This is a genomic window from Cuniculiplasma thermophilum, assembly GCF_052315355.1.
Taxonomy (GTDB): Archaea; Thermoplasmatota; Thermoplasmata; order Thermoplasmatales; family Thermoplasmataceae; genus Cuniculiplasma.
In genome coordinates this window covers 22,747-40,846 of record NZ_JBLSDF010000016.1, presented here as the reverse complement: position 1 = coordinate 40,846, position 18,100 = coordinate 22,747, and the positions used below count along the sequence as shown (strand labels likewise).

25 protein-coding genes and 1 tRNA gene are annotated in these 18,100 nt (G+C 38.0%); 11 read left to right on the top strand and 15 right to left on the bottom strand.

Going from position 1 to position 18,100, the window contains the following annotated elements; translation table 11 throughout:
• Positions 1 to 106 precede the first annotated feature (106 nt).
• A complete protein-coding gene (locus ACNF42_RS04150; RefSeq protein ID WP_443339269.1) occupies positions 107 to 508 on the bottom strand; it encodes a DUF998 domain-containing protein in 402 nt (133 codons plus the stop codon).
• Between the two features lie 103 nt (positions 509 to 611).
• On the opposite strand from ACNF42_RS04150, the gene ACNF42_RS04145 reads away from it, so the two are divergent.
• From ACNF42_RS04145 to ACNF42_RS04135, 3 genes are all read left to right on the top strand, one after another.
• Complete coding sequence (locus tag ACNF42_RS04145) at positions 612 to 764, top strand: hypothetical protein (protein WP_443339268.1); 153 nt, start codon at positions 612 to 614, stop codon at positions 762 to 764.
• A 213-nt stretch (positions 765 to 977) separates the two neighbouring features.
• The gene (locus tag ACNF42_RS04140) at positions 978 to 1,532 is read left to right on the top strand and encodes a hypothetical protein (RefSeq protein WP_443339267.1); all 555 of its coding nucleotides are present in this window, start codon (positions 978 to 980) and stop codon (positions 1,530 to 1,532) included.
• Positions 1,533 to 1,653: 121 nt separating this feature from the next.
• Positions 1,654 to 2,247 (top strand): class I SAM-dependent methyltransferase, encoded by a 594-nt coding sequence (locus ACNF42_RS04135; RefSeq protein WP_443339265.1) that lies wholly within the window; start codon positions 1,654 to 1,656, stop codon positions 2,245 to 2,247.
• Between the two features lie 46 nt (positions 2,248 to 2,293).
• Here the strand turns inward: ACNF42_RS04135 and ACNF42_RS04130 are convergent, their stop codons facing one another.
• Together ACNF42_RS04130 and ACNF42_RS04125 are read right to left on the bottom strand one after the other, a co-directional pair.
• Positions 2,294 to 2,650 carry a rhodanese-like domain-containing protein gene (locus ACNF42_RS04130; protein ID WP_443339264.1) on the bottom strand — a complete coding sequence of 119 codons (357 nt, stop codon included), beginning with the start codon at positions 2,648 to 2,650 and terminating at the stop codon, positions 2,294 to 2,296.
• Between the two features lie 39 nt (positions 2,651 to 2,689).
• Entirely contained in the window at positions 2,690 to 3,076 is a 387-nt protein-coding gene (locus tag ACNF42_RS04125) for a hypothetical protein (RefSeq protein ID WP_443339262.1), read from the bottom strand.
• Between the two features lie 57 nt (positions 3,077 to 3,133).
• On the opposite strand from ACNF42_RS04125, the gene ACNF42_RS04120 reads away from it, so the two are divergent.
• Positions 3,134 to 3,529, top strand: a complete 396-nt coding sequence (locus tag ACNF42_RS04120) for a NifB/NifX family molybdenum-iron cluster-binding protein (RefSeq protein ID WP_443339261.1) — start codon at positions 3,134 to 3,136, stop codon at positions 3,527 to 3,529.
• Here ACNF42_RS04120 and ACNF42_RS04115 read toward each other — a convergent pair.
• Positions 3,526 to 3,792, bottom strand: a complete 267-nt coding sequence (locus ACNF42_RS04115) for a hypothetical protein (protein WP_443339259.1) — start codon at positions 3,790 to 3,792, stop codon at positions 3,526 to 3,528. The genes ACNF42_RS04120 and ACNF42_RS04115 overlap by 4 nt on opposite strands.
• A gap of 50 nt (positions 3,793 to 3,842) precedes the next feature.
• Between ACNF42_RS04115 and ACNF42_RS04110 the strand changes: the two genes are divergently transcribed.
• Together ACNF42_RS04110 and ACNF42_RS04105 are read left to right on the top strand one after the other, a co-directional pair.
• Positions 3,843 to 5,834 (top strand): M13 family metallopeptidase, encoded by a 1,992-nt coding sequence (locus ACNF42_RS04110; protein WP_443339258.1) that lies wholly within the window; start codon positions 3,843 to 3,845, stop codon positions 5,832 to 5,834.
• Between the two features lie 34 nt (positions 5,835 to 5,868).
• Positions 5,869 to 6,615, top strand: coding sequence for an enoyl-CoA hydratase-related protein (locus ACNF42_RS04105; RefSeq protein ID WP_443339257.1), 747 nt, complete (start codon positions 5,869 to 5,871; stop codon positions 6,613 to 6,615).
• Between the two features lie 61 nt (positions 6,616 to 6,676).
• Here ACNF42_RS04105 and ACNF42_RS04100 read toward each other — a convergent pair whose 3' ends face one another.
• Positions 6,677 to 7,642, bottom strand: a complete 966-nt coding sequence (locus ACNF42_RS04100; protein WP_443339256.1) for a 3-hydroxyacyl-CoA dehydrogenase family protein — start codon at positions 7,640 to 7,642, stop codon at positions 6,677 to 6,679.
• Positions 7,643 to 7,881: 239 nt separating this feature from the next.
• Between ACNF42_RS04100 and ACNF42_RS04095 the strand changes: the two genes are divergently transcribed.
• Positions 7,882 to 8,457: a DUF998 domain-containing protein gene (locus ACNF42_RS04095; protein WP_443339255.1), complete on the top strand. Its 576-nt coding sequence runs from the start codon at positions 7,882 to 7,884 to the stop codon at positions 8,455 to 8,457.
• A gap of 22 nt (positions 8,458 to 8,479) precedes the next feature.
• Here ACNF42_RS04095 and ACNF42_RS04090 read toward each other — a convergent pair.
• From ACNF42_RS04090 to ACNF42_RS04080, 3 genes are all read right to left on the bottom strand, one after another.
• A tRNA-Thr gene (locus tag ACNF42_RS04090) sits at positions 8,480 to 8,552 on the bottom strand.
• A gap of 117 nt (positions 8,553 to 8,669) precedes the next feature.
• On the bottom strand, positions 8,670 to 9,047 hold the full coding sequence (locus tag ACNF42_RS04085; protein ID WP_443339254.1) for a hypothetical protein: 378 nt from the start codon (positions 9,045 to 9,047) through the stop codon (positions 8,670 to 8,672).
• On the bottom strand, positions 9,040 to 9,402 hold the full coding sequence (locus ACNF42_RS04080; RefSeq protein ID WP_443339253.1) for an oligopeptide/dipeptide ABC transporter ATP-binding protein: 363 nt from the start codon (positions 9,400 to 9,402) through the stop codon (positions 9,040 to 9,042). Before ACNF42_RS04080 ends, ACNF42_RS04085 begins: the two co-directional genes overlap by 8 nt.
• 102 nt (positions 9,403 to 9,504) lie before the next feature.
• On the opposite strand from ACNF42_RS04080, the gene hutU reads away from it, so the two are divergent.
• Both hutU and ACNF42_RS04070 read left to right on the top strand, forming a co-directional pair.
• Positions 9,505 to 11,178, top strand: a complete 1,674-nt coding sequence (gene hutU, locus ACNF42_RS04075) for a urocanate hydratase (RefSeq protein ID WP_443339252.1) — start codon at positions 9,505 to 9,507, stop codon at positions 11,176 to 11,178.
• A 69-nt stretch (positions 11,179 to 11,247) separates the two neighbouring features.
• Positions 11,248 to 12,339: a nucleotidyltransferase family protein gene (locus tag ACNF42_RS04070; protein ID WP_443339250.1), complete on the top strand. Its 1,092-nt coding sequence runs from the start codon at positions 11,248 to 11,250 to the stop codon at positions 12,337 to 12,339.
• Between the two features lie 86 nt (positions 12,340 to 12,425).
• Here the strand turns inward: ACNF42_RS04070 and ACNF42_RS04065 are convergent, their stop codons facing one another.
• The 3 genes from ACNF42_RS04065 to ftsZ all read right to left on the bottom strand — a co-directional run bounded on the left by ACNF42_RS04065 (position 12,426) and on the right by ftsZ (position 15,270).
• Positions 12,426 to 13,313 (bottom strand): coiled-coil protein, encoded by an 888-nt coding sequence (locus ACNF42_RS04065; RefSeq protein WP_443339248.1) that lies wholly within the window; start codon positions 13,311 to 13,313, stop codon positions 12,426 to 12,428.
• Between the two features lie 159 nt (positions 13,314 to 13,472).
• The gene (gene pyrF, locus ACNF42_RS04060; protein ID WP_443339247.1) at positions 13,473 to 14,120 is read right to left on the bottom strand and encodes an orotidine-5'-phosphate decarboxylase; all 648 of its coding nucleotides are present in this window, start codon (positions 14,118 to 14,120) and stop codon (positions 13,473 to 13,475) included.
• A 97-nt stretch (positions 14,121 to 14,217) separates the two neighbouring features.
• Positions 14,218 to 15,270, bottom strand: a complete 1,053-nt coding sequence (ftsZ, locus tag ACNF42_RS04055; protein WP_443339246.1) for a cell division protein FtsZ — start codon at positions 15,268 to 15,270, stop codon at positions 14,218 to 14,220.
• 160 nt (positions 15,271 to 15,430) lie between these two features.
• Between ftsZ and ACNF42_RS04050 the strand changes: the two genes are divergently transcribed.
• On the top strand, positions 15,431 to 16,015 hold the full coding sequence (locus ACNF42_RS04050) for a hypothetical protein (protein WP_443339245.1): 585 nt from the start codon (positions 15,431 to 15,433) through the stop codon (positions 16,013 to 16,015).
• 165 nt (positions 16,016 to 16,180) lie between these two features.
• The gene (pyrE, locus tag ACNF42_RS04045) at positions 16,181 to 16,678 is read left to right on the top strand and encodes an orotate phosphoribosyltransferase (RefSeq protein WP_443339244.1); all 498 of its coding nucleotides are present in this window, start codon (positions 16,181 to 16,183) and stop codon (positions 16,676 to 16,678) included.
• Here the strand turns inward: pyrE and ACNF42_RS04040 are convergent.
• Genes ACNF42_RS04040 through ACNF42_RS04025 form a run of 4 tightly spaced genes read right to left on the bottom strand, consistent with a single transcriptional unit; the run spans position 16,675 to position 18,099 of the window.
• Positions 16,675 to 17,322, bottom strand: a complete 648-nt coding sequence (locus ACNF42_RS04040; protein ID WP_443339242.1) for a translation initiation factor IF-6 — start codon at positions 17,320 to 17,322, stop codon at positions 16,675 to 16,677. The two genes, pyrE and ACNF42_RS04040, sit on opposite strands and share 4 nt — an antisense overlap.
• Position 17,323: 1 nt before the next feature.
• Positions 17,324 to 17,590 (bottom strand): 50S ribosomal protein L31e, encoded by a 267-nt coding sequence (locus ACNF42_RS04035; RefSeq protein ID WP_443339241.1) that lies wholly within the window; start codon positions 17,588 to 17,590, stop codon positions 17,324 to 17,326.
• Positions 17,591 to 17,599: 9 nt separating this feature from the next.
• On the bottom strand, positions 17,600 to 17,755 hold the full coding sequence (locus ACNF42_RS04030; RefSeq protein WP_443339240.1) for a 50S ribosomal protein L39e: 156 nt from the start codon (positions 17,753 to 17,755) through the stop codon (positions 17,600 to 17,602).
• 2 nt (positions 17,756 to 17,757) lie between these two features.
• Entirely contained in the window at positions 17,758 to 18,099 is a 342-nt protein-coding gene (locus tag ACNF42_RS04025) for a DNA-binding protein (RefSeq protein WP_443339239.1), read from the bottom strand.
• Between the last annotated feature and the right edge of the window lies 1 nt (position 18,100).

Sequence of the window (18,100 nt, the reverse complement as noted above, 5' to 3'; positions counted from 1 at the left end):
CACAATAGAAGATAGCCTGAATGAACTCAGGAATGTTAAGAAGGAGAGGCAAATGAGAAACAGCACCGAAGGAAAAATAAATAAATCGGATGCAATTACATGAATGTCATTGAACTTTTTTCATAGAAGAGACAAAGTCGTGAGGATATGTGCCCTCGTGGTAAATCCCTATCAATGCCAGAAAGAGACCACCAATTATAAAGAACGAGAAACCCACAATTTCAATTTTATTCTTTATTTCTCTAATCATGGAAATGGAAAAAGCTCCTATTAGAATTCCAGTAACAATCAGGCCGTAATTATACACAAAGGGATATGTAGGGGACGGATGTCCATTATTTTTAAGGTTTCCTCCTCCCAGGTCGCTAAGGGCATTAGAAGTTATTTTAAACCATGGATTTAGCCATATTGCAACTCCTATTGTGATCCATGCAGACATAATGGCTAAAACACCTAAAATCAAAGGTATCCTTTCCCACATTTTGTCCATTCTACTGGTCTTATTCACATTTTATGATTGACTATGGAATATTTAATATTTCCAAATCATCGAGAAAATGATCAGTGAAAATTATGAGAAATATTTATTTTGAAGCTAAAAATACATTAGAATGGGTTTGAGCAAGAGAGATCTTACCAGAAAGAAGAAGAGCATTGAGGGAAAGATTGAGGAACTGGAGGCTAAAATAAAAAAGAATCCAATGAACAAACAGTTGCAGGAAGAACTTGCAGATTTGAAAAAGAAACTGGATAAGATAGAATAATTTCATTGATATTTCCTGTAATTTTCAAATTTTGATTTTTGCCTTTATATCCGTCCACAGTAACATCTCTCATAAGGAAGATCATATTGCAAGATATGATCAAAATCTGGCACCTTGATATACTGCCAATGGGCAATTTCTATGAATGATTTATTTTTATCTCACATCTGGCGAAATTAAAATAATTTATTATACATGAAAGGATGTTTATTCATGCCTCCCGGGAAACTAACTAGGAGCCAAAGGAATTTTATTGAAAAATTAAGTCAGGAAACTTCGGAAAAGAGTGAAGAAGTTCAGCATTATCTCATAGAGAAAGGCTTAGGATCAATAGATGAGCTTTCCGTGAGTGATGCATCCACACTGATTGAGAAATTAAAATCCATGAGTTCTCCAATTGGCGCAAGAAAATCTTCCAACGCAACCAAAAAGCAGATAATTTTCATTAAGAATCTTCAGTCATCAAGTGAAAGGCTAGAAGTCACTGAGAAATTTCTTAAGGAACACGGAAAAGGAAGTCTGGATGAAATATCCATGGAGGAGGCATCTCTGCTGATTGATCTTCTAAAGAATACAACTGGCGGAAACAGACAATCCGATGAACCAAAGCCCGCGTCACCTAAACAGCTGGATTTCATTGAAAAATTGCAATCTACTGAAAGAGAAAAGAAGATCGTTTCTGATTACCTTGCACGGTTAAAGAAGGGAAATATAGATGATCTTTCCTCAAAGGAGGCAAGTGCATTGATTGAAAGATTAAAATCTTAACAATAAAAACCATTTGGAAGAAACATGATCGGTTTGGAAATTCATACATAAAACAATATATTAATAACGTAGAGGTGGAAAACGGGAAAAGAAATTTATGTCCTTATTATTATATGCCTCTATGTCAGAAGACCTCTACCTGGAAGGAGAAGAAAAGTTTGGTTTCTTCACATCACGGGGGTATTCCATTTCTCGGCTTGTTCCCACAATGCGACATTTCTATGATTTTGTTCTCAAAGATCTCAAGAGATTTCAATTTCAAACCGTTTTGGATATAGGTTCAGGGGATGGATATGTTCTATCAAGACTCGCAATGTCAGGTAGAGGCCAGAAATACATAGGAATTGATCCATCACCACACATGGTTTATGTTTCCAGTAAAAAATGGAAAAAGATTCAGAATGTTAGTCTCCAGTTTATAATGGGCTCAAGCAGGCAAATACCAGATGGCATAAAGGCAGATCTGATTTACACCACCCTTTCTTTTCATCACTGGAAAGATAGAGAGAGCGCCATACCCTACATAATGAAACATCTGAACACAGGTGGTTCATTTAATATATACGAGGTTGAATACCATGGTGAACTAAGCAGAAAAGTTGTAAAATCTCATACGGTTAACAGAGATATGTTTGAAAAAATCGCAGAAAGTCTGAAAATAAATTATGACATTTATGAAAATGACGGATTCATAAGATGTTCCTTTAAAAATTGAATCCTTATTCATATAAATTTTACACTAACTCATTAAAGGCATATAATCAATCATCATTCTGGCGCTCAACTTTCTTATTGGCGCCCCTCCATGCTCCCATTCCTCCAGCAAGATGGGATATATTCTCATAGCCATTCCTCTTTAAAATCCAGGCCGCCTTTCTGCTTCTATGCCCAGTTGCACAGACAAAAAGGTAATTTTGATTCTTATCAAGATCCTTCAATTTCTTCTTAATCATTGAAAGAGGTATATGCTCCACCTCAGGTATATGGCCATGTCTGTATTCCTGTTCAGTCCTCACGTCTATAACCTTAGCAGATTTTTCATTTATTGTTTTCTCAACTTCATCCGGTCCTAGATTTTTTAAACCCGGAGGCTCCTTAAAGTAATCCATTAAACTCATATTTATAAATCAACATTTACAGTTTAAATCTTTTCCCGGCTATTTCCTGATATTCTTTCTTATAATGTATCTTATGCAATCCATAAATCTGTCATGATGGTCTGAGGCCTTAAGACAGATGTAGTCTATTATATCCTTATCATTAAGTATTCTATCCATCGTCATCCTGTCAGGATCAATCTCAAGCATGTGGTTCTTTTTAAAAGATTCAATTTTTCCCCTCTTCTTAATGATCTCATTTATGATATCGTCAGTTTCCATGATATTCTCTGTAATCTTCTTTTCAATATCAGGAACAGATATACCTGTCTTCTTGGATATATATTTTACAGACTTATTCCTGCATCGAAGTTCAAAGATTTTCTCTATATCCATGTTTCTGTATTTTAAAATTAAAGTTAAACCCATCTGAAAATTCAATACCATAATCTCTGATCCCCGGGAAGACATAATTAGCTAACATCTAAGCCATTTCTCTTATCTTTGGAGAGAGCATTTGAACTTATGAGAATCGCAATACCGTCGGAAGATGGATATGTTGGAGGTCCAGGCGAATCCAGGGAAGTGGAGATATATTCCGTGGAAGACAAAGTATCGAAATTTATTGAGAGGTATGAAAATCCTGCACTTAAGGCGGAACACACCAGAGGTATATTCATGATAAAATCGGCCATGGAGAAGGGCTGTGAAATTCTTATATTGGGTGAGGCCGGGGCACCAGCATTCAATTTCACCAAGGGGAGAATAAAGATATACAATGGAAAGGGAATGAAGACAGAAGAGGCCATCAACAGTTTTTTAAATGGAAATCTTAAGGAAATGACTGGTCCAACGGAACATGGAAACCATCACAATCATCAGGAAAAAGGAAAAAACTAGGATATATCATTAATCACATATTTCCTTATTTTAAGCAGCAATTCATTCTTCTTTTCCCATGAGGGATTTTCAATATATCCAAGTTCAATTCTCTCATTGAGAAAATCCGCATACAATTTCCCAGAATCCGTGTGAAAATGAAGTAATCCCTTTCCCCTGTAATAAAAATGTCCGTAGGATTTTTCTTTTATTTTTTCAATTTTTCTCAATTCTTCTAGTAGATCACGAAGATTTAAGAGATCCTCTTTTGTAGAGTGTTTCATTTCCGTTCTCCCATTCGTCAGTATTTTATAGAATTTTCCCATGGTATTAGATGGAGAATTATGGGTCAGAGAATAGTAAAAGTGGTTCTGAAATAGGTTTTTCAAGGTCTTATATGGATCTTTCGGTTGACCCCTATGAGGACTTTTACAAATATTGTAATGGAAAATGGCTCGAAAATAACCCAATCCCTGAGGACAAATCAAGCTGGGGTTCATTTTTACAGCTCAGAGAACTGAATCTGGCCAGGCTAAAAGATATAGCTGAGGAGTGCGCCAAAAATTGCTCAGAGACAGAAAAATCCAACAGGGATCTTGTTGGGAGATTTTACAAATCCATCATGAACAGGGATGAAATAGAAAGGAGAAAATTTGATCCTGTGAGGCCCCATATGGACAGGATAGACTCTGTTAAGAACTTTGGAGAGCTTTTCGAAAGGGTAATTGAACTGCATAAATCCGGTATATTTCCCCTATTCACAACTATGTCAGCGAGCGATGAAAAGAATAGTTCCATATATGCATTCTATATGTTTCAGGGAGGTTTGGTTTTACCAAACAGAGATTATTATTTAGATGAAAAATTTGAGGATGTAAGGTCACATTACAAGGAGTACATAATTAAGGCGCTAAATATGTATGGAATGAGTGAAGAAGAGTCCAGAAGTAACGCATCTATAATTATGGAGTTTGAAACATCACTAGCAAAGGTTAGCAGAAGACAGGAGGATTTAAGGGATCCTGAAAAAAATTATAATAAGATGAATCTAAATGAATTCCATAAAACCTACGGGTCTTTGGATTTGAGAAAATATCTCTCCCTTATGGGTGTGGCAAAGGCAGACTATGTTATAGTTGGGCAGCCAGAATTTTTTGCCTTTGTTTCAGAAACTTTGGGTGGAAAGGATCTCTCTCAACTGAAGACATATGTAAAGTGGAGCATACTGAACAGCTTTATGCCAATGCTCCACAAAGAGGCCGAGGATTTACATTTTGATATGTTTATGAGAAAAATAATGGGACAGAAGGAACAGGAGGAAAGATGGAAAAAGGCAATAAGAACTATTGATGAATTAATCGGAGAGGCTCTCGGAGAGTTATACATGGAGAGGTACTTCGGGGAGGAATCCAGAAGAAGAATGGACACAATGATCAGGGATATAAGGGAGGTATTTAGTGAAAAGATCAAGAAACTTGAATGGATGAGCGATGAAACGAAGGAAAGGGCATTACATAAGTTTTCCAAATTCAGGGCAAAGATTGGAGGTCCTTTGAAATTAAGAGATTATTCATCTATAGAAATACTTGAAAATGACTATGTGGGAAACGTTCTCAGATCAGCTAAGTTTGAGGTACAAAGGCAGGCAAAGAGAGTTGGAGAAGAGGTTGACAGGGAGGAATGGGGAATGACTCCACCAACCGTAAATGCCTACTTTGATCCTACAAAGAATGAGATTGTCTTCCCAGCAGGAATAATACAGCCACCCTTCTTTGATCCCACAGCTGATGACCCTGTAAATTATGGGGGCATAGGGGGCGTTATTTGCCACGAAATAACCCATGGATATGACGATCAGGGAAGGCGTTATGATGAGAACGGAAATATAAGGGACTGGTGGACTGAGGAAGACGCAACGAAATTCATGGAAAGAGCCAAGATGATTTCCGATCTATATGGATCTCTTGAGGTTGTACCAGGATTTAAGGTGAATGGAAATTTAACTCTTGGAGAAAACATTGCGGACTTTGGTGGGGTCAGCATATCTTATGCTGCACTTCAAAAGCATTTTCAAAAGCATCCTGAGTTGAGGAAAGAAATAGATGGATTTACTCCTGAACAGCGTTTCTTCATATCATGGGCTCAGATTTGGAAAGAAAATTCAAAAGTGGAAAGATCAAAGATGCTGGTATCCATAGATCACCACTCTCCTGGAAAATTCAGAGGTGTTATTCCGGTGTATAATCATCCAGAATTCAAAAAGGCATTTAAGTCTCCTAAAGGCCTTGAAAAACCCATATATGACAGGACAATCACCATATGGTAAAACACCCTTTTTTATAAATTAGGAGTGCGCAAAGATGTCAGTGCTTACAGAAGAAGATGGACCTGTGCTTATTGTTAAACTGAACAGACCTGAAAAGAGAAATGCAATCGATCTTGATATCGCGGAATCCCTGGAAGAAATATTCTCATCCTTTGAAGAAGATGACAAATTAAGGGTTGCAGTGATCTATGGAACGGGCGGAAACTTTTGTGCCGGTGCAGATCTTACAGATCTTGAGAGGTTATCGAAGAGGGCTATGAATATAAATGGTCCCCTTGGTTTTACAAGAAAAATCTTAAAAAAACCAGTCATTGCAGCCATCTCAGGATACGCAGTCGCTGGAGGGTTTGAGCTTGCACTATGGGCAGATTTCAGAATATGTGACTCAACATCAAGATTTGGATTCCTTGAAAGGAGGTTTGGTGTTCCTCTTATAGATGGAGGGACACAGAGGCTCCCTATAATCGCCGGTCTTGGAAACGCTCTCTATCTAATTACCACAGGAACCCTGATAGACTCAAAGGAGGCAATGAGAATGAATATTGTAAGTGAAATATGCTCAAATCCACTGGAAAGGGCCATTGAGCTGGGCAAAATAATATCTGGATTCCCAAAGGAAACATTAATAGGTGATAGAATGGCAGTTTTTGATGGGATACGGATTACAGAGGGTATTTACCGGGAAGCAGTTCTTGGCTCCCGTATTATTAATCGTGGCATTCACATCCAGGGTGCAAAGAAATTCATGGATGGTGAGGGGAGATCGGGAAAACCTCTCTAAAATAGTATGGAGTTTTTGTAAAAATTAATTTGTTCACCTGAGCGCGATTTCCTTTAAGAATCTACGATCTTTGCATTTCCTTGTGATCATAAAATCCTTTGCCAGATTTCATTCCAATCCAGCCCGCGTCTACTAGTTGCTTGAGTGTTCTGGGCGGCATATAAAAGTCCCCAAGGTCCTTTCTGAAACTCTCCATAACGTGGTATACAATATCGATACCAACGTAGTCAGCAAGTTCAAATGGTCCCATTGGCATTCCCGCACCTTTTTTCATTCCTATATCAACAGTTTTGTAGTCCGCAATTCCAGATTCCACAACCTTTACAGCTTCGCTTATCATGGGGATCAGTATTCTATTGACCACGAATCCTGGTGATTCCTTCGCTCTTATTGTAACCATCTCTTCTCTGTTGTTTCTCTTTCCCTTGAAGAATTCCATCACACTGCTCACCACATTTTCATCTGTCTGAATGGCAGGAACCACCTCAATGAGAGGCATCAGATATGCAGGGTTGAAAAAATGAATTACAATTACCTTCTCAGGGTGTTTATAGTGAGATGCCATCTCTGTAATGTTAAGAGAGGATGTGTTTGATGCCATAATGGCATCATCCTTTAGAAACTCTGAAATTTCACGAAAGAGTGAATTCTTGACAGATTGGTCCTCGAAGATTGCCTCAATAACAAGATCCATATCCCTGAAATCATCGAAAGTGTCAGTGACCTTGAGATTTCTCATTAGATTCTCAACATCAGGCGGAGATGGGAAATGTTCCCTTAATGTTTTTTCCTGATCTCCTGATAATTTAACACCAAACTTTTCCATTCTCTTTATTTCTCTTTCAGGAAGATTCTTTGTGTATTTCTCCATTTCAGAAAGATATTTTCTAACGTTTTCCTTTCCCCTTTCTGCAAGTTTTAAATTCTGGTCCTTTAATGTTACACTAACTCCGTTAAGAATCAGCACTTCTGCAATTCCTGAACCCATTGCCCCTGCTCCAACGACGCCCACTTTCTTTATTTCCATGGCTGTAGAATTGCTACATGATAAATATCTGTTTTTCCCCAACCATGTTTTTTATAAGGAAGTTTTGGGAATTTCGATTACTCTTTTTTAACTTTTTTCTGAGCGATTACGAATATCAGAAATATGTGACAAATCAGTCTTTAATTTTGTAAGAATAAGTTTCAAAAAATACACTAATATTATTTATAAATGGTCGATCACCTGTGAAAAGTATAAGAAATATAGTTTTGTTCTGGGTTATGAATAATAGTTCAGAAAAGAAAACTGGAGCGCTATTGATACTTATTGGCTTGCTTGAATTTTATTTTCTAACAAATATTGCGGCTTTTTTACAACCAAGTTATAGTGTATCAAGAAATTCAATAAGCCATCTGGGTATTGCCACTGATCCATTTATCTTCAATGGAGCCATAATTGTTCTGGGAATTCTGGAAATTATAGGTGGATATTTCTTCAGAAATTATAGTAAAGGATTTTTCATCTTCATGATTCTGGGAGGGATCGGTTCGGCTGGTGTGGGAGTTTTTAATGAGCACTTTGGGCTAATTCATCTTATATTTGCACTTCTTGCATTCCTTTTCGGATCAGCAGCATCCTACATAGTATTGTACAGAGAAAGAAAGGTAGTCACTGTGATATGGGCCATACTTGGAACAATCTCAATAGCTGCTCTTGTTCTCTTTGGGATAGGAATTTTAGGAAAAGACAGTTTCTTCTATTTTGGTCTAGGTGAGGGAGGTATGGAAAGGATGATACTTATACCGGAGGTTCTGTGGGCGCTTGGTTTCACTTCCTCTGTCCTATACAGTGATTAATCTTTTTAAAAACCTATTATTAAGCCACTGGAGGGATTTGAACCCCCGACCTGCTGATTACAAGTCAGCTGCTCTACCACCTGAGCTACAGTGGCCATAAAGGGTTAATCATTCTTATTAGAAATACTTTAAGACTCGGGCTAATTTCACTAAGTAATTCATCCAAAATTTAAACACTATGTTTGGTTTTTTTGCATTTGCATAGAAGAGGATTAAAAACTTGTAAAAACAAAATTTAGAATCACCCCTGCAATGATATAAGGTACACCATCTCCTAGGTATATTAGGGTCATTATGAGTTGTTCTCTGTTAATTTGAGTAACATCGTGCTCCTTAAGGGGTGCCTTAGCAATAAAGACGTTTTCTATATATTTGTTAGCACCAAGATCATAAAACGCTCCGAAAAATATAACTACAATCCCGAGAAGAACCAAAAAAAGTGGAAAAGCGTCAGCATAACCACGTTTGTTGAAGGTGAAAAGAACTATGGCCGCTATGATCATGGAAAAAAGGATAGCAAGAACAGGGAGAGCCAGCAAGAATCTTGTTCTTCTGACTTCATTTATCCTGTTATACTCTTCTTCAGTCATCTTGATTCTCTTCTCTCAGGTCACCCTCCTCAAGGTTTTCTGCTTCCTTCATGGTGTAGTTGGGAGTAAGTTCCTCCTGAGTGAAGTGACAAAGGTAGTATCTTCCATCAACGTTTATCATTTCAGGATCCTCCTCTTTACATACATCCTTCCTGAAAATGCATCTTCCATAGAACCTGCAACCTTTCTTCGGATTTATGGTACTACCTATCTCGCAAACAATAGAGAGATTTTTGTTTACCCAATTAGGTCCTATACTAGGAACCGCTGAGATCAATGCCTTGATATATGTATGGAGGGGATTTTTTATTAATTCTTCGGAACGCCCAAATTCTAGAATCTGTCCTAAGTGCATTATAAAAATGTAATCTAAAACGCATCTGGCTGATGCAATCTTCTACGAATCAATTTATCATAAAATAGGAAAAATTGTTAAACCTATTTTTATTAATGTTCTATGGTAGAAGATAGAGTAATACATGCTCCAAGAGGTAAACAGCTCAATACACGAGGATGGCAACAGGAAGCCGCTTTAAGACTTTTGATGAATAATCTGGATCCAGAAGTAGCAAAGGATCCAAAAAATCTAATTGTATATGGAGGAAAGGGCAAAGCTGCGAGGACATGGAGAGATTTTGATGAAATTATTGCCATGTTAAAGGAATTATATTCTGATGAGACCCTCATAATTCAATCTGGAAAACCTGTTGGAGCCTTTAAAACAACAAAGTTTTCCCCAAGAGTTTTAATTGTCAACGCACAGATAGTTCCAAGGTGGGCGACTGATGACATTTTCTGGGATCTGGAAAAAAGGGGCCTGACCATGTTTGGTCAGATGACTGCGGGTAGCTGGATTTACATAGGTTCTCAGGGAGTTTTACAGGGAACCTATGAAACCCTGTTTGCACTGGCCAGGAAAGAATTCAATCAGCCAGACCTTAAGGGAAAATGGGTTCTTACAGCTGGGCTGGGAGAAATGGGAGGTGCTCAACCTTTGGCGATCACCATGAATAATGGTGTGGGGATTATAATCGAAGTAGATCAGGAAAAAATTGACAGAAGGATTAAGGGAAAATATCTGGATGTACAGGCCAAGGATATAGAGGAAGCACTCAAAATAAAGGACGAAAATATAGAAAAGAATGAACCAATCTCCATAGGTGTCTTAGGGAATGCAGCTACCATATACGACTATCTTGCAAAGAAAGGCATTGTTCCTGACGTTGTCACAGATCAGACCGCTGCGCACGATCTCAATCTGGGGTACATCCCAGAAGGATACGACATAAAAACTGCAGAGGAGTTCAGAAACAGGGATATGGAAGGATACATCAAAGCAGTCAGGAACAGCATAGTAAAGGAAGTAAGAGCAATTTTAAAATTCAAGGAAATGGGTTCGAAGGTATTTGATTATGGAAATAACCTTAGGACTAGGGCAAAGGAATCAGGAGAAGAAAGGGCCTTTGAAATTACAGGGTATGTTCCTGCTTATATAAGGGATCTGTTTTCCATTGGTTCTGGCCCATTCAGATGGGTTGCACTTTCAGGCGAACCTTCAGACATTTTTAAAATTGACGACGCAATTATGTATCATCTGGGATACAACGAGCATCTGGTACAGTGGCTGAAACTTGCGAAGGAGAAGGTTAAGTTTCAGGGTTTGCCTGCCAGAATATGTTATGCAGCATACGGTGAAAGAGAAAAGATCGGTCAGATAATCAACGATCTTGTTCACGACGGAGAACTGGTTGCACCAGTTGCCATAGGTAGAGACCATCATGATACTGGTTCAGTGGCTTCTCCCTTCAGGGAGACAGAGGCCATGAAGGACGGAAGTGACGCTATAGCAGACTGGCCAATACTAAACGCTCTTCTGAACGTGGCCTCTGGAGCCACATGGGTTTCGGTCCATCACGGGGGTGGTACGGGAATTGGAAATGCAATACACGCAGGTTTTGTCCTTGTGGCGGACGGTTCCAAAGAGGCAGAGGAAAAAGTAAAAATGGTTCTCAATGCAGACCCTGGAATTGGTGTCATAAGGCATGCCGATGCTGGATATGATAGTTCGAAGGAGCTCATAAGAAAGGGTGTAAGATTTAAAACACCATATTATGGTAATGAAGAAAAGTAATCCACACTTCTCTTTTTTATAAATAGATTACACTGTAAAGATTTTAAAACCAATTTCTTCTTACCTGTTATGGCACTCAAAGGAGTATTAATGGCTGGAGGGAAGGGTACAAGACTCAGACCCATCACTTACGCAATTCCAAAACCACTGGTTCCCATAGCAGGTCTTCCCTGTATCGAATATTCTTTAAGGGCATTTCATGAAGCTTCCATTGATGATGTTATAGTAACTACAGGATATAAGTTTGAATCCCTGATAAGCGGGCTCATCAAACAGGAGAGAAAGGATGGTCAGAAGGTTTTGTTTTCTGTAGAAAGAGAACCTGCTGGAACAGCTGGAAGTGTAAAAATAATTGAGAACTTTCTCGATGATACATTTGTAGTTGGGAGCGGGGATGTTTTGGCAGATTTTAATATAACAGAAGCTCTTGAAAACCATAAAAAAAGTGGAAATGTGGTTACAATATTACTTACGGAAGTTGAGGATCCAACTCAATTCGGCATAGTTGAAACTCAGGACGGCAAGGTCAAAAAATTTCTTGAAAAACCTACCAGGGAAGAGGTATTTTCAAATAAGGTGAATTCTGGAATCTATATTTTAGAACCCGAAGTCCTTAAGCACATTCCGGAGGGTATGCAATACGATTTTGGAAAGGACCTGTTTCCAAAGTTGCTTAAGGAGGGTATTACAATCAATACATATGAAGCAAAGGGTACGTGGCTTGATACGGGAAGACCTAGAGAACTCATCCTTGCCAATCACCTTATAGTATCAAAATACGGAAAAGAGGTGAATAAGGAACTAATTAATGGTAAGATCATAATGAAAGAGGAACCGATAGGCAGCAAATATAGGATCGAGGGAAACTGTTATCTTGGGGAAAACGTGAAGATAGGGGAAAATTCCAAGATTAGAAACAGTACAATCTATGAAAACGTCACCATAAGCGACAATGTCACTATTGAGGATTCCATTATATTCGATGGCTGCTCCATAGGGAGTGAAAGTGAAATTTCAAAATCCGTTATAATGAAAAATACAAACATCGGAAAGAAATGTATACTCTCCAACAGCGCTCTCTCTTCCAATCTAAATTTGCAAAATGGATCAAGGATATATGATGTAAATCTGTCATCAGAATCTATGAACAATCTGGACTGAGGAAATTGAGAAAATCTTTAATTTTTTAATGAAAAAAGAAAACAGAGTACTCAATGACAACAGAATTTAGAAAAGTAAATTTATGGTCAGAGAAAACCGGCTTTTTGTAAGATCAGGAGATCCTCAGTGGTGAGCTGCTCTCCCTTCTTGAATTTTTCAAAGAGGTCGTTCGCCCTATCTTGAAGTTCTCCCTCCTTTTCCTTCTTTCTTGTGGCCCTGTTTTTAGCTCTAACTCCACCAAGCATTTTTTCTATATCTCTCAGCTCATTTTTGGCCTTAATAAATTCCTCGTGCTCTTTCTCTGATTCTTTGTTATATTTAATGAAAAGCTCGTGAAACTCATCGGCCTTCTTCCTAGTTTCATCGAGTTCCTGAAGTCCCTTATTTATCTCTTCTCCAATGGAATTAATCCTGGCAGAAATCTCATCTATCTCCTTTTTAAGCTGATCGACGATTTTCTTCTTTTCATTAACCTTGGCAGAAATCTCCTTTACCTGGTCATTCTCCTTGATTTCGCTCTCAAGTTTTTCCTTGGATTTTCTAATTTCGTTAGTGAGTTTTCTTATTTCAAGTACAATCTTCTGTTCATCCTTCTTTTCAAGCGGCTGAGTCTGTTGAACCTTTTCCAGTCTTTGTAACTCTTTCTCTTTCCTTCTAAGTTCAGCAGGATCAACACCTACAGACTTCACATTTTCCTTATTTTTTCGGAGTTCCTTTCTTAGTTCGGAAAACTCCTTGTAATGGGCTTCCTTCTCATCTCTCATTTTCTGTATTTGCTCTATAAGTTGCCCCTTTTCATCTATCTTTTTCATAACAGCTTCTCGCATGCTTTTGGATTTCTGGTTAAGTTTATCTCTCTCTTCGGCGTAATAATGACTTTCCTGAGAAAGCTCATCTCGCTTCTTTATATGATCCTCTACCAGATTTCGCAAAATCTCTCTTTTTTGTTCAAGGTCAGGAAGAACGTCACTCATAATGATCAGACATCGCAGTGATTATAACCCTTATTTTTCCTTATAATATATAACTTTCGTATTGTTTCATTTCTATAAACATAGTATTTTTCTCTTCACTTTTTCAATAGGATTAGGCTATTTCTCATTTGTCTGACAAATGACGACATAATTGCAATCTTAATTCCTGCTCATCTCTTTTTCTATCTCCTCATTGATAGATCTGACATATCCTTCCGGATCATTGGAATTGTATATGCTTCTGCCGATTATAACATAGTCAGATCCATTGCGGACCGCCAGGGCAGGAGACCCGCCCTGAGCACCTATGCCAGGTGTGAACACCTTTAAATTACCCTTGTCTTTTGAAATTTCCCTTAAGAGATTGTAATCATTACCTGGTGCAATTATTCCATATGCTGATGTATTTTTCAAATCGTTCAAAATTCTTGCATGGAGTGGATTTAAATATCTGTCGGCTCCATCATTACTCATTGAGACTACTCCTATTACTTTCACTCCCTTTGATGCGTCTATGAGGGCCTGAATGGAATCTGTTCCGGGGAAAACATGGGCTATTACACCAAAAGGGTCCCTTTCTCCTATTATTTCCATTATCATCCTGTTGGTGTTAGGTATATCGGCAATTTTTAGATCACATATGACTTTACCATAACTTGAAAGATCCCTTATTATGTCCACCCCACATGACAGGATTGTTGGCCAATTTATTTTTATGGCAAAAATCTCTTCTTCCAGTATTTTTGCCAACCTTAAGAGTCGATTTCGATCAGTCAGATCGAGAGATGCAACTATTTTTTTATCCATGGAAGGTGTAAGATTTATATAATGATTAAATTTGTCATTTTAGAGTAAGGATATCTTTTATATTTACGGTAAAAAATTGAAAAATTAAATCCAGCTTTTACTGTATTGGGTCAATTCCATCATCTTCTTCCCCAAACAATTTTCCGTTCATTCTCTCTCCGGATCCGATAATGTATGGCGAATCAACTCCGGTAAATACAAAGAATATCTTTATGTTGCTTCCCATCTGCTCTTTATTGTCAATTCCAGCAATTATTTCGCAATCTTCATTCATCATCTCTTGGACTTTAGTAAGTGCCCTGTCAAACTCCCTCATCTTGATATCTCCACCTATGATTCTCATCAGGCATCCCTTCGCTTTGGATATGTCAACATCAATAAGTGGGTTGTTCAATGCTTTTTCGATTGCAAAATCTATTCTGTTATCGCCTCCTGTGGAATCACCAATAGCGATGTAAGCAGCCTTTGATTTTGACAGAACCTTTTTCAGATCCTCGAAATCAATATTGATATGACTTCTCTCATTTATTGTTCCAACAAGACCTGTTATTTGCTCCATGATAAATCTATTAGTTACCTCGAAGGATTTCTGAAGATTTGATTCAGGAGAAATTGTTTTGAGTCTATCGTTGGGTATAACAATTATGGTGTCCGAATTTTCTGCCAGGTAGGGAAGCCAGTTTTTTGCGTTCATCATTTTTGCCTCTCCCTCCTCCTTGAAGGGCAACGTCACAAAGGTGAAAACCATAGCCTTGTTTTCCCTTGCAAATTTAGCAACAACAGGTGCACTTCCAGTTCCTGTTCCGCCTCCCAGAGTTGCTACCAAGAAAATTATGTCAGAATTGGAAGTGGCCTTTTTCAGTACTTCCTGGGTGTCCATGGCGGCCTCTTTTCCCTTTTCAGGATCATTCCCGGCCCCATAGCCATGTGTAACTTTTTCTCCAATTAAAATTTTTGCATTAGCTTCTGTCTCTCTTCTTAAATGTGAGGCGTCTGTGTTGATCGCTATAATTGCGGCCCCTTGCATACCGCTTCTCTTCAGGCTTGTTACAGTGTTGCAACCTCCACCACCACAACCTATGACTCTTATCTTTATACTGGCCTGTTCAGCTAATCTATCTATTTCATCCTCTTCCATTACCGTTTCCAAAGTGGACACCTGTATGACAATTGTCATCGAAGTATTTTAATATTTTGCAAAAATGAGAATAAGCTCACTTTCTATATGGATTGGATATATTATTTTAGCAATTAAAATTTTTAATAAATAGTAAGATTATAATATTGGGTATTCTTAGATATTTGATATAATGCTGGATTATAGTACCCGTGGAATCGTAACTGCATCATTTGATGATCTACAACAGATAATTCTCAATCCAGATATTTTTTTAAAGTCCAACCCACACACCTATTCTATCAGTAAAATATCCCAAAACACCTATGATATAGTGTTTATTCTTAAAAAAATCGGTATAACAAAGAGGTTTGTTGTAAATGTTTCCGTGACTAAAATCTTGGATCAAATTATATATCAAACTAATGGCAAATCCAAGATATTTTTGAAATTCATCTTTCAACTTAAGAAAATTGACAACGAAAGTACAGAGATAAGTATAGAGACAAAAATGGACCCCGGTCTTTTTGGGAATATATTCGGAAGGGAAGAATTCAAGGAGTTTATCGACGAACTGATTAATTATAGGGTATCAGGAAAATATGATGGTGAAATTGAGAAGGAAGAGGAAAAATCAAGAATAGGCAAACCAACATGCCCCTTATGCGCTTTTTTTGATCCTAAAAAGCTTTTTTGTTATGCGGGCTTTATTCACATCAAAGATATGGAGAATCCAGCATGCAAAGGTGAAAAGTTCTCTCCATATAGTTCAAAGTAAAATATCACAGTGAATTTTTTACGTAATCCTGACGTTTGTTAAATTCTATAACCGGTTTCTCTATGATAAACATCACTAAAGTTTCAGAGATGGATTGTATTGTGTATCCATATTCACGATTTTTCAGCCTCTTAAATTTAATTATGCTTGTAATCATAGCCAGTCATGCTAAAAGATCTTTTAATAAGGGAAGGAGCTGTAAAAAAAGGGCATTTCATTCTGACATCAGGAAAAGAATCAGAGTATTACGCAGATATAAAGGATGCATGCGCAAGGCCGGAAATTTTAAAGGAGATTGTTAAGGAGGTTTCCGAGAGAGTCAGAGCAGGCTCAGTGGCAGGAGTGGAATTAGGGGCGGTGCCAATTGTAGTGGCTCTTGCATATTCAAAATCAATGCCCTACTATATTATCAGAAAAGAGTCAAAACATGGGATGAAGAAATTGATAATAGGAAACATAACCAAGGACACAGGAGTTGATATAGTGGAAGATGTAGTCACAACTGGAGGATCTGTTATGAGAGCTGTGGAACTCCTAAGAAAAGAGGGATTGAATGTGAATAGGGTCATTACAGTAATAGATAGAGAGGAAGGGGGAAAGGAGCTCTTAAGCAAAAACGGTGTAGAGTTGGTCTCTTTATTGAAGCTTAAGGATATACTTTAGGATAGAACATCATCAATTCCACCAATTTCGATTGAGGTGGTTTTTTCTCCAACAAGTATCCCTTTGGTGTTCGCTATTAAACTGGCACCGACCATTGGACTCCCAAAGTTTGCGGTACCAGCGCTTACTGGAACCTTAAAAATATCCTTGAGTATCTCAATATCATCGTCAGAAACCTCTGGATTTACAATCATTCCCTTGTTTGTTGCCACACTTCCTGAACCTACTGTCTGAAAAACACCCATTCTTCCCTTCACAGTTTCCACATCAAGTGTTTCCTCTATCATCTTGACACTTTTATTGTCAAAATCTTCGTGGACCATGGCACCATGGTCATTGGCAACGATGTCATTGCCTACAGCATTTATAGTATCTCTAAGATACAGCACTCTTCTCTTTCCAGGATCAAAATCAATTTTTCCTGAATTCCCACCAACAATTATACCGTTTGAATTCATTACAGAGAAGACCCCATACATCCCAGAGGGATCCATCCTGCTTTCCTGTATACTTACATCCAGCACTTCGCTTATTGTTTTTCTTGAAAGGTCATCCAATTGCACAGGAACAATTGCCATATCGTCCCAAGCTCTGCAGTAGAGACCTATGAATTCACTTTCAAAAATAGAGAATTTTCTTATCATCTTAGGGCATCAAAACTTCTGTCTCGCCATTTTGAAGTTTTAAAACTTTTACTTTCAGGTTTCCTGGTATTTTGTATTTTCCTCTCTTCCAGATTTCTTCATTAATTTTTCCATCAATCCATACCTGCGAGAGTTCTGTTTTGGTGTATCTTGATACATGTTCCCTTATGATCCTTATGGCGGTATCTGCCCTTCTCTTCTTTGAACTGCTGAACGCCTTACGTAAGGGTATGTTCATTAATATCTCATTGCTTACTTCATCTGCCATCTGATTCACCTAAAGTTTTAAATTATTTCTTCTCCAGTTTCTTCTGTACGGGTTCTGAGAAACCTTCCTATCTGTTCTCATTATCACCCATCCAGGTACTCTTCTGTTTTGCACGGTTCTTTTCATCAATCTTATTTTTCTTCCAGTTTCCTTATTTCTGCTCATTATTATCTCCTCTCTATGTGGGTTTCCCTTTTTGTTTCTGTCATTTTGGACAGAATCTGTTTAATCTCCTGATCAGTTATGACCCTGTTAATCCTCCCCATGGTATATAACTGAACAAGTTGATTTTCCACATTATCGGCAATATCCGGTCTAACCAATCTGACATTTGCCAATCTTTCCCTAGCCTCAGGATCAAGTATTTGTCTCAATATTTGCAGTTTTCTTGCCCTTTCTGCTTCCTCCTGGGCTCTCTGTTCATTCTCAAGTTGAGCCTCGCTTTGGGACCTTTGAAGTTCCTCCATTTTTCTTCGTCTGAGTTCCTCAAGTTCTCTGTCCCCTTCCACG

What these genes read in the sequence shown, in the direction of transcription:
- ACNF42_RS04145 (WP_443339268.1), top strand. Translation starts at nt 612, where the DNA reads ATGGGTTTGAGCAAGAGAGATCTTACCAGAAAGAAGAAGAGCATTGAG.
- ACNF42_RS04140 (WP_443339267.1), top strand. Translation starts at nt 978, where the DNA reads ATGCCTCCCGGGAAACTAACTAGGAGCCAAAGGAATTTTATTGAAAAA.
- ACNF42_RS04135 (WP_443339265.1), top strand. Translation starts at nt 1,654, where the DNA reads ATGTCAGAAGACCTCTACCTGGAAGGAGAAGAAAAGTTTGGTTTCTTC.
- ACNF42_RS04130 (WP_443339264.1), bottom strand. Translation starts at nt 2,650, where the DNA reads ATGAGTTTAATGGATTACTTTAAGGAGCCTCCGGGTTTAAAAAATCTA.
- ACNF42_RS04125 (WP_443339262.1), bottom strand. Translation starts at nt 3,076, where the DNA reads ATGGTATTGAATTTTCAGATGGGTTTAACTTTAATTTTAAAATACAGA.
- ACNF42_RS04115 (WP_443339259.1), bottom strand. Translation starts at nt 3,792, where the DNA reads ATGAAACACTCTACAAAAGAGGATCTCTTAAATCTTCGTGATCTACTA.
- ACNF42_RS04110 (WP_443339258.1), top strand. Translation starts at nt 3,843, where the DNA reads ATGGAGAATTATGGGTCAGAGAATAGTAAAAGTGGTTCTGAAATAGGT.
- ACNF42_RS04105 (WP_443339257.1), top strand. Translation starts at nt 5,869, where the DNA reads ATGTCAGTGCTTACAGAAGAAGATGGACCTGTGCTTATTGTTAAACTG.
- ACNF42_RS04100 (WP_443339256.1), bottom strand. Translation starts at nt 7,642, where the DNA reads ATGGAAATAAAGAAAGTGGGCGTCGTTGGAGCAGGGGCAATGGGTTCA.
- ACNF42_RS04095 (WP_443339255.1), top strand. Translation starts at nt 7,882, where the DNA reads ATGAATAATAGTTCAGAAAAGAAAACTGGAGCGCTATTGATACTTATT.
- ACNF42_RS04085 (WP_443339254.1), bottom strand. Translation starts at nt 9,047, where the DNA reads ATGACTGAAGAAGAGTATAACAGGATAAATGAAGTCAGAAGAACAAGA.
- ACNF42_RS04080 (WP_443339253.1), bottom strand. Translation starts at nt 9,402, where the DNA reads ATGCACTTAGGACAGATTCTAGAATTTGGGCGTTCCGAAGAATTAATA.
- hutU (WP_443339252.1), top strand. Translation starts at nt 9,505, where the DNA reads ATGGTAGAAGATAGAGTAATACATGCTCCAAGAGGTAAACAGCTCAAT.
- ACNF42_RS04070 (WP_443339250.1), top strand. Translation starts at nt 11,248, where the DNA reads ATGGCACTCAAAGGAGTATTAATGGCTGGAGGGAAGGGTACAAGACTC.
- ACNF42_RS04065 (WP_443339248.1), bottom strand. Translation starts at nt 13,313, where the DNA reads ATGAGTGACGTTCTTCCTGACCTTGAACAAAAAAGAGAGATTTTGCGA.
- pyrF (WP_443339247.1), bottom strand. Translation starts at nt 14,120, where the DNA reads ATGGATAAAAAAATAGTTGCATCTCTCGATCTGACTGATCGAAATCGA.
- ACNF42_RS04050 (WP_443339245.1), top strand. Translation starts at nt 15,431, where the DNA reads ATGCTGGATTATAGTACCCGTGGAATCGTAACTGCATCATTTGATGAT.
- pyrE (WP_443339244.1), top strand. Translation starts at nt 16,181, where the DNA reads ATGCTAAAAGATCTTTTAATAAGGGAAGGAGCTGTAAAAAAAGGGCAT.
- ACNF42_RS04040 (WP_443339242.1), bottom strand. Translation starts at nt 17,322, where the DNA reads ATGATAAGAAAATTCTCTATTTTTGAAAGTGAATTCATAGGTCTCTAC.
- ACNF42_RS04035 (WP_443339241.1), bottom strand. Translation starts at nt 17,590, where the DNA reads ATGGCAGATGAAGTAAGCAATGAGATATTAATGAACATACCCTTACGT.
- ACNF42_RS04030 (WP_443339240.1), bottom strand. Translation starts at nt 17,755, where the DNA reads ATGAGCAGAAATAAGGAAACTGGAAGAAAAATAAGATTGATGAAAAGA.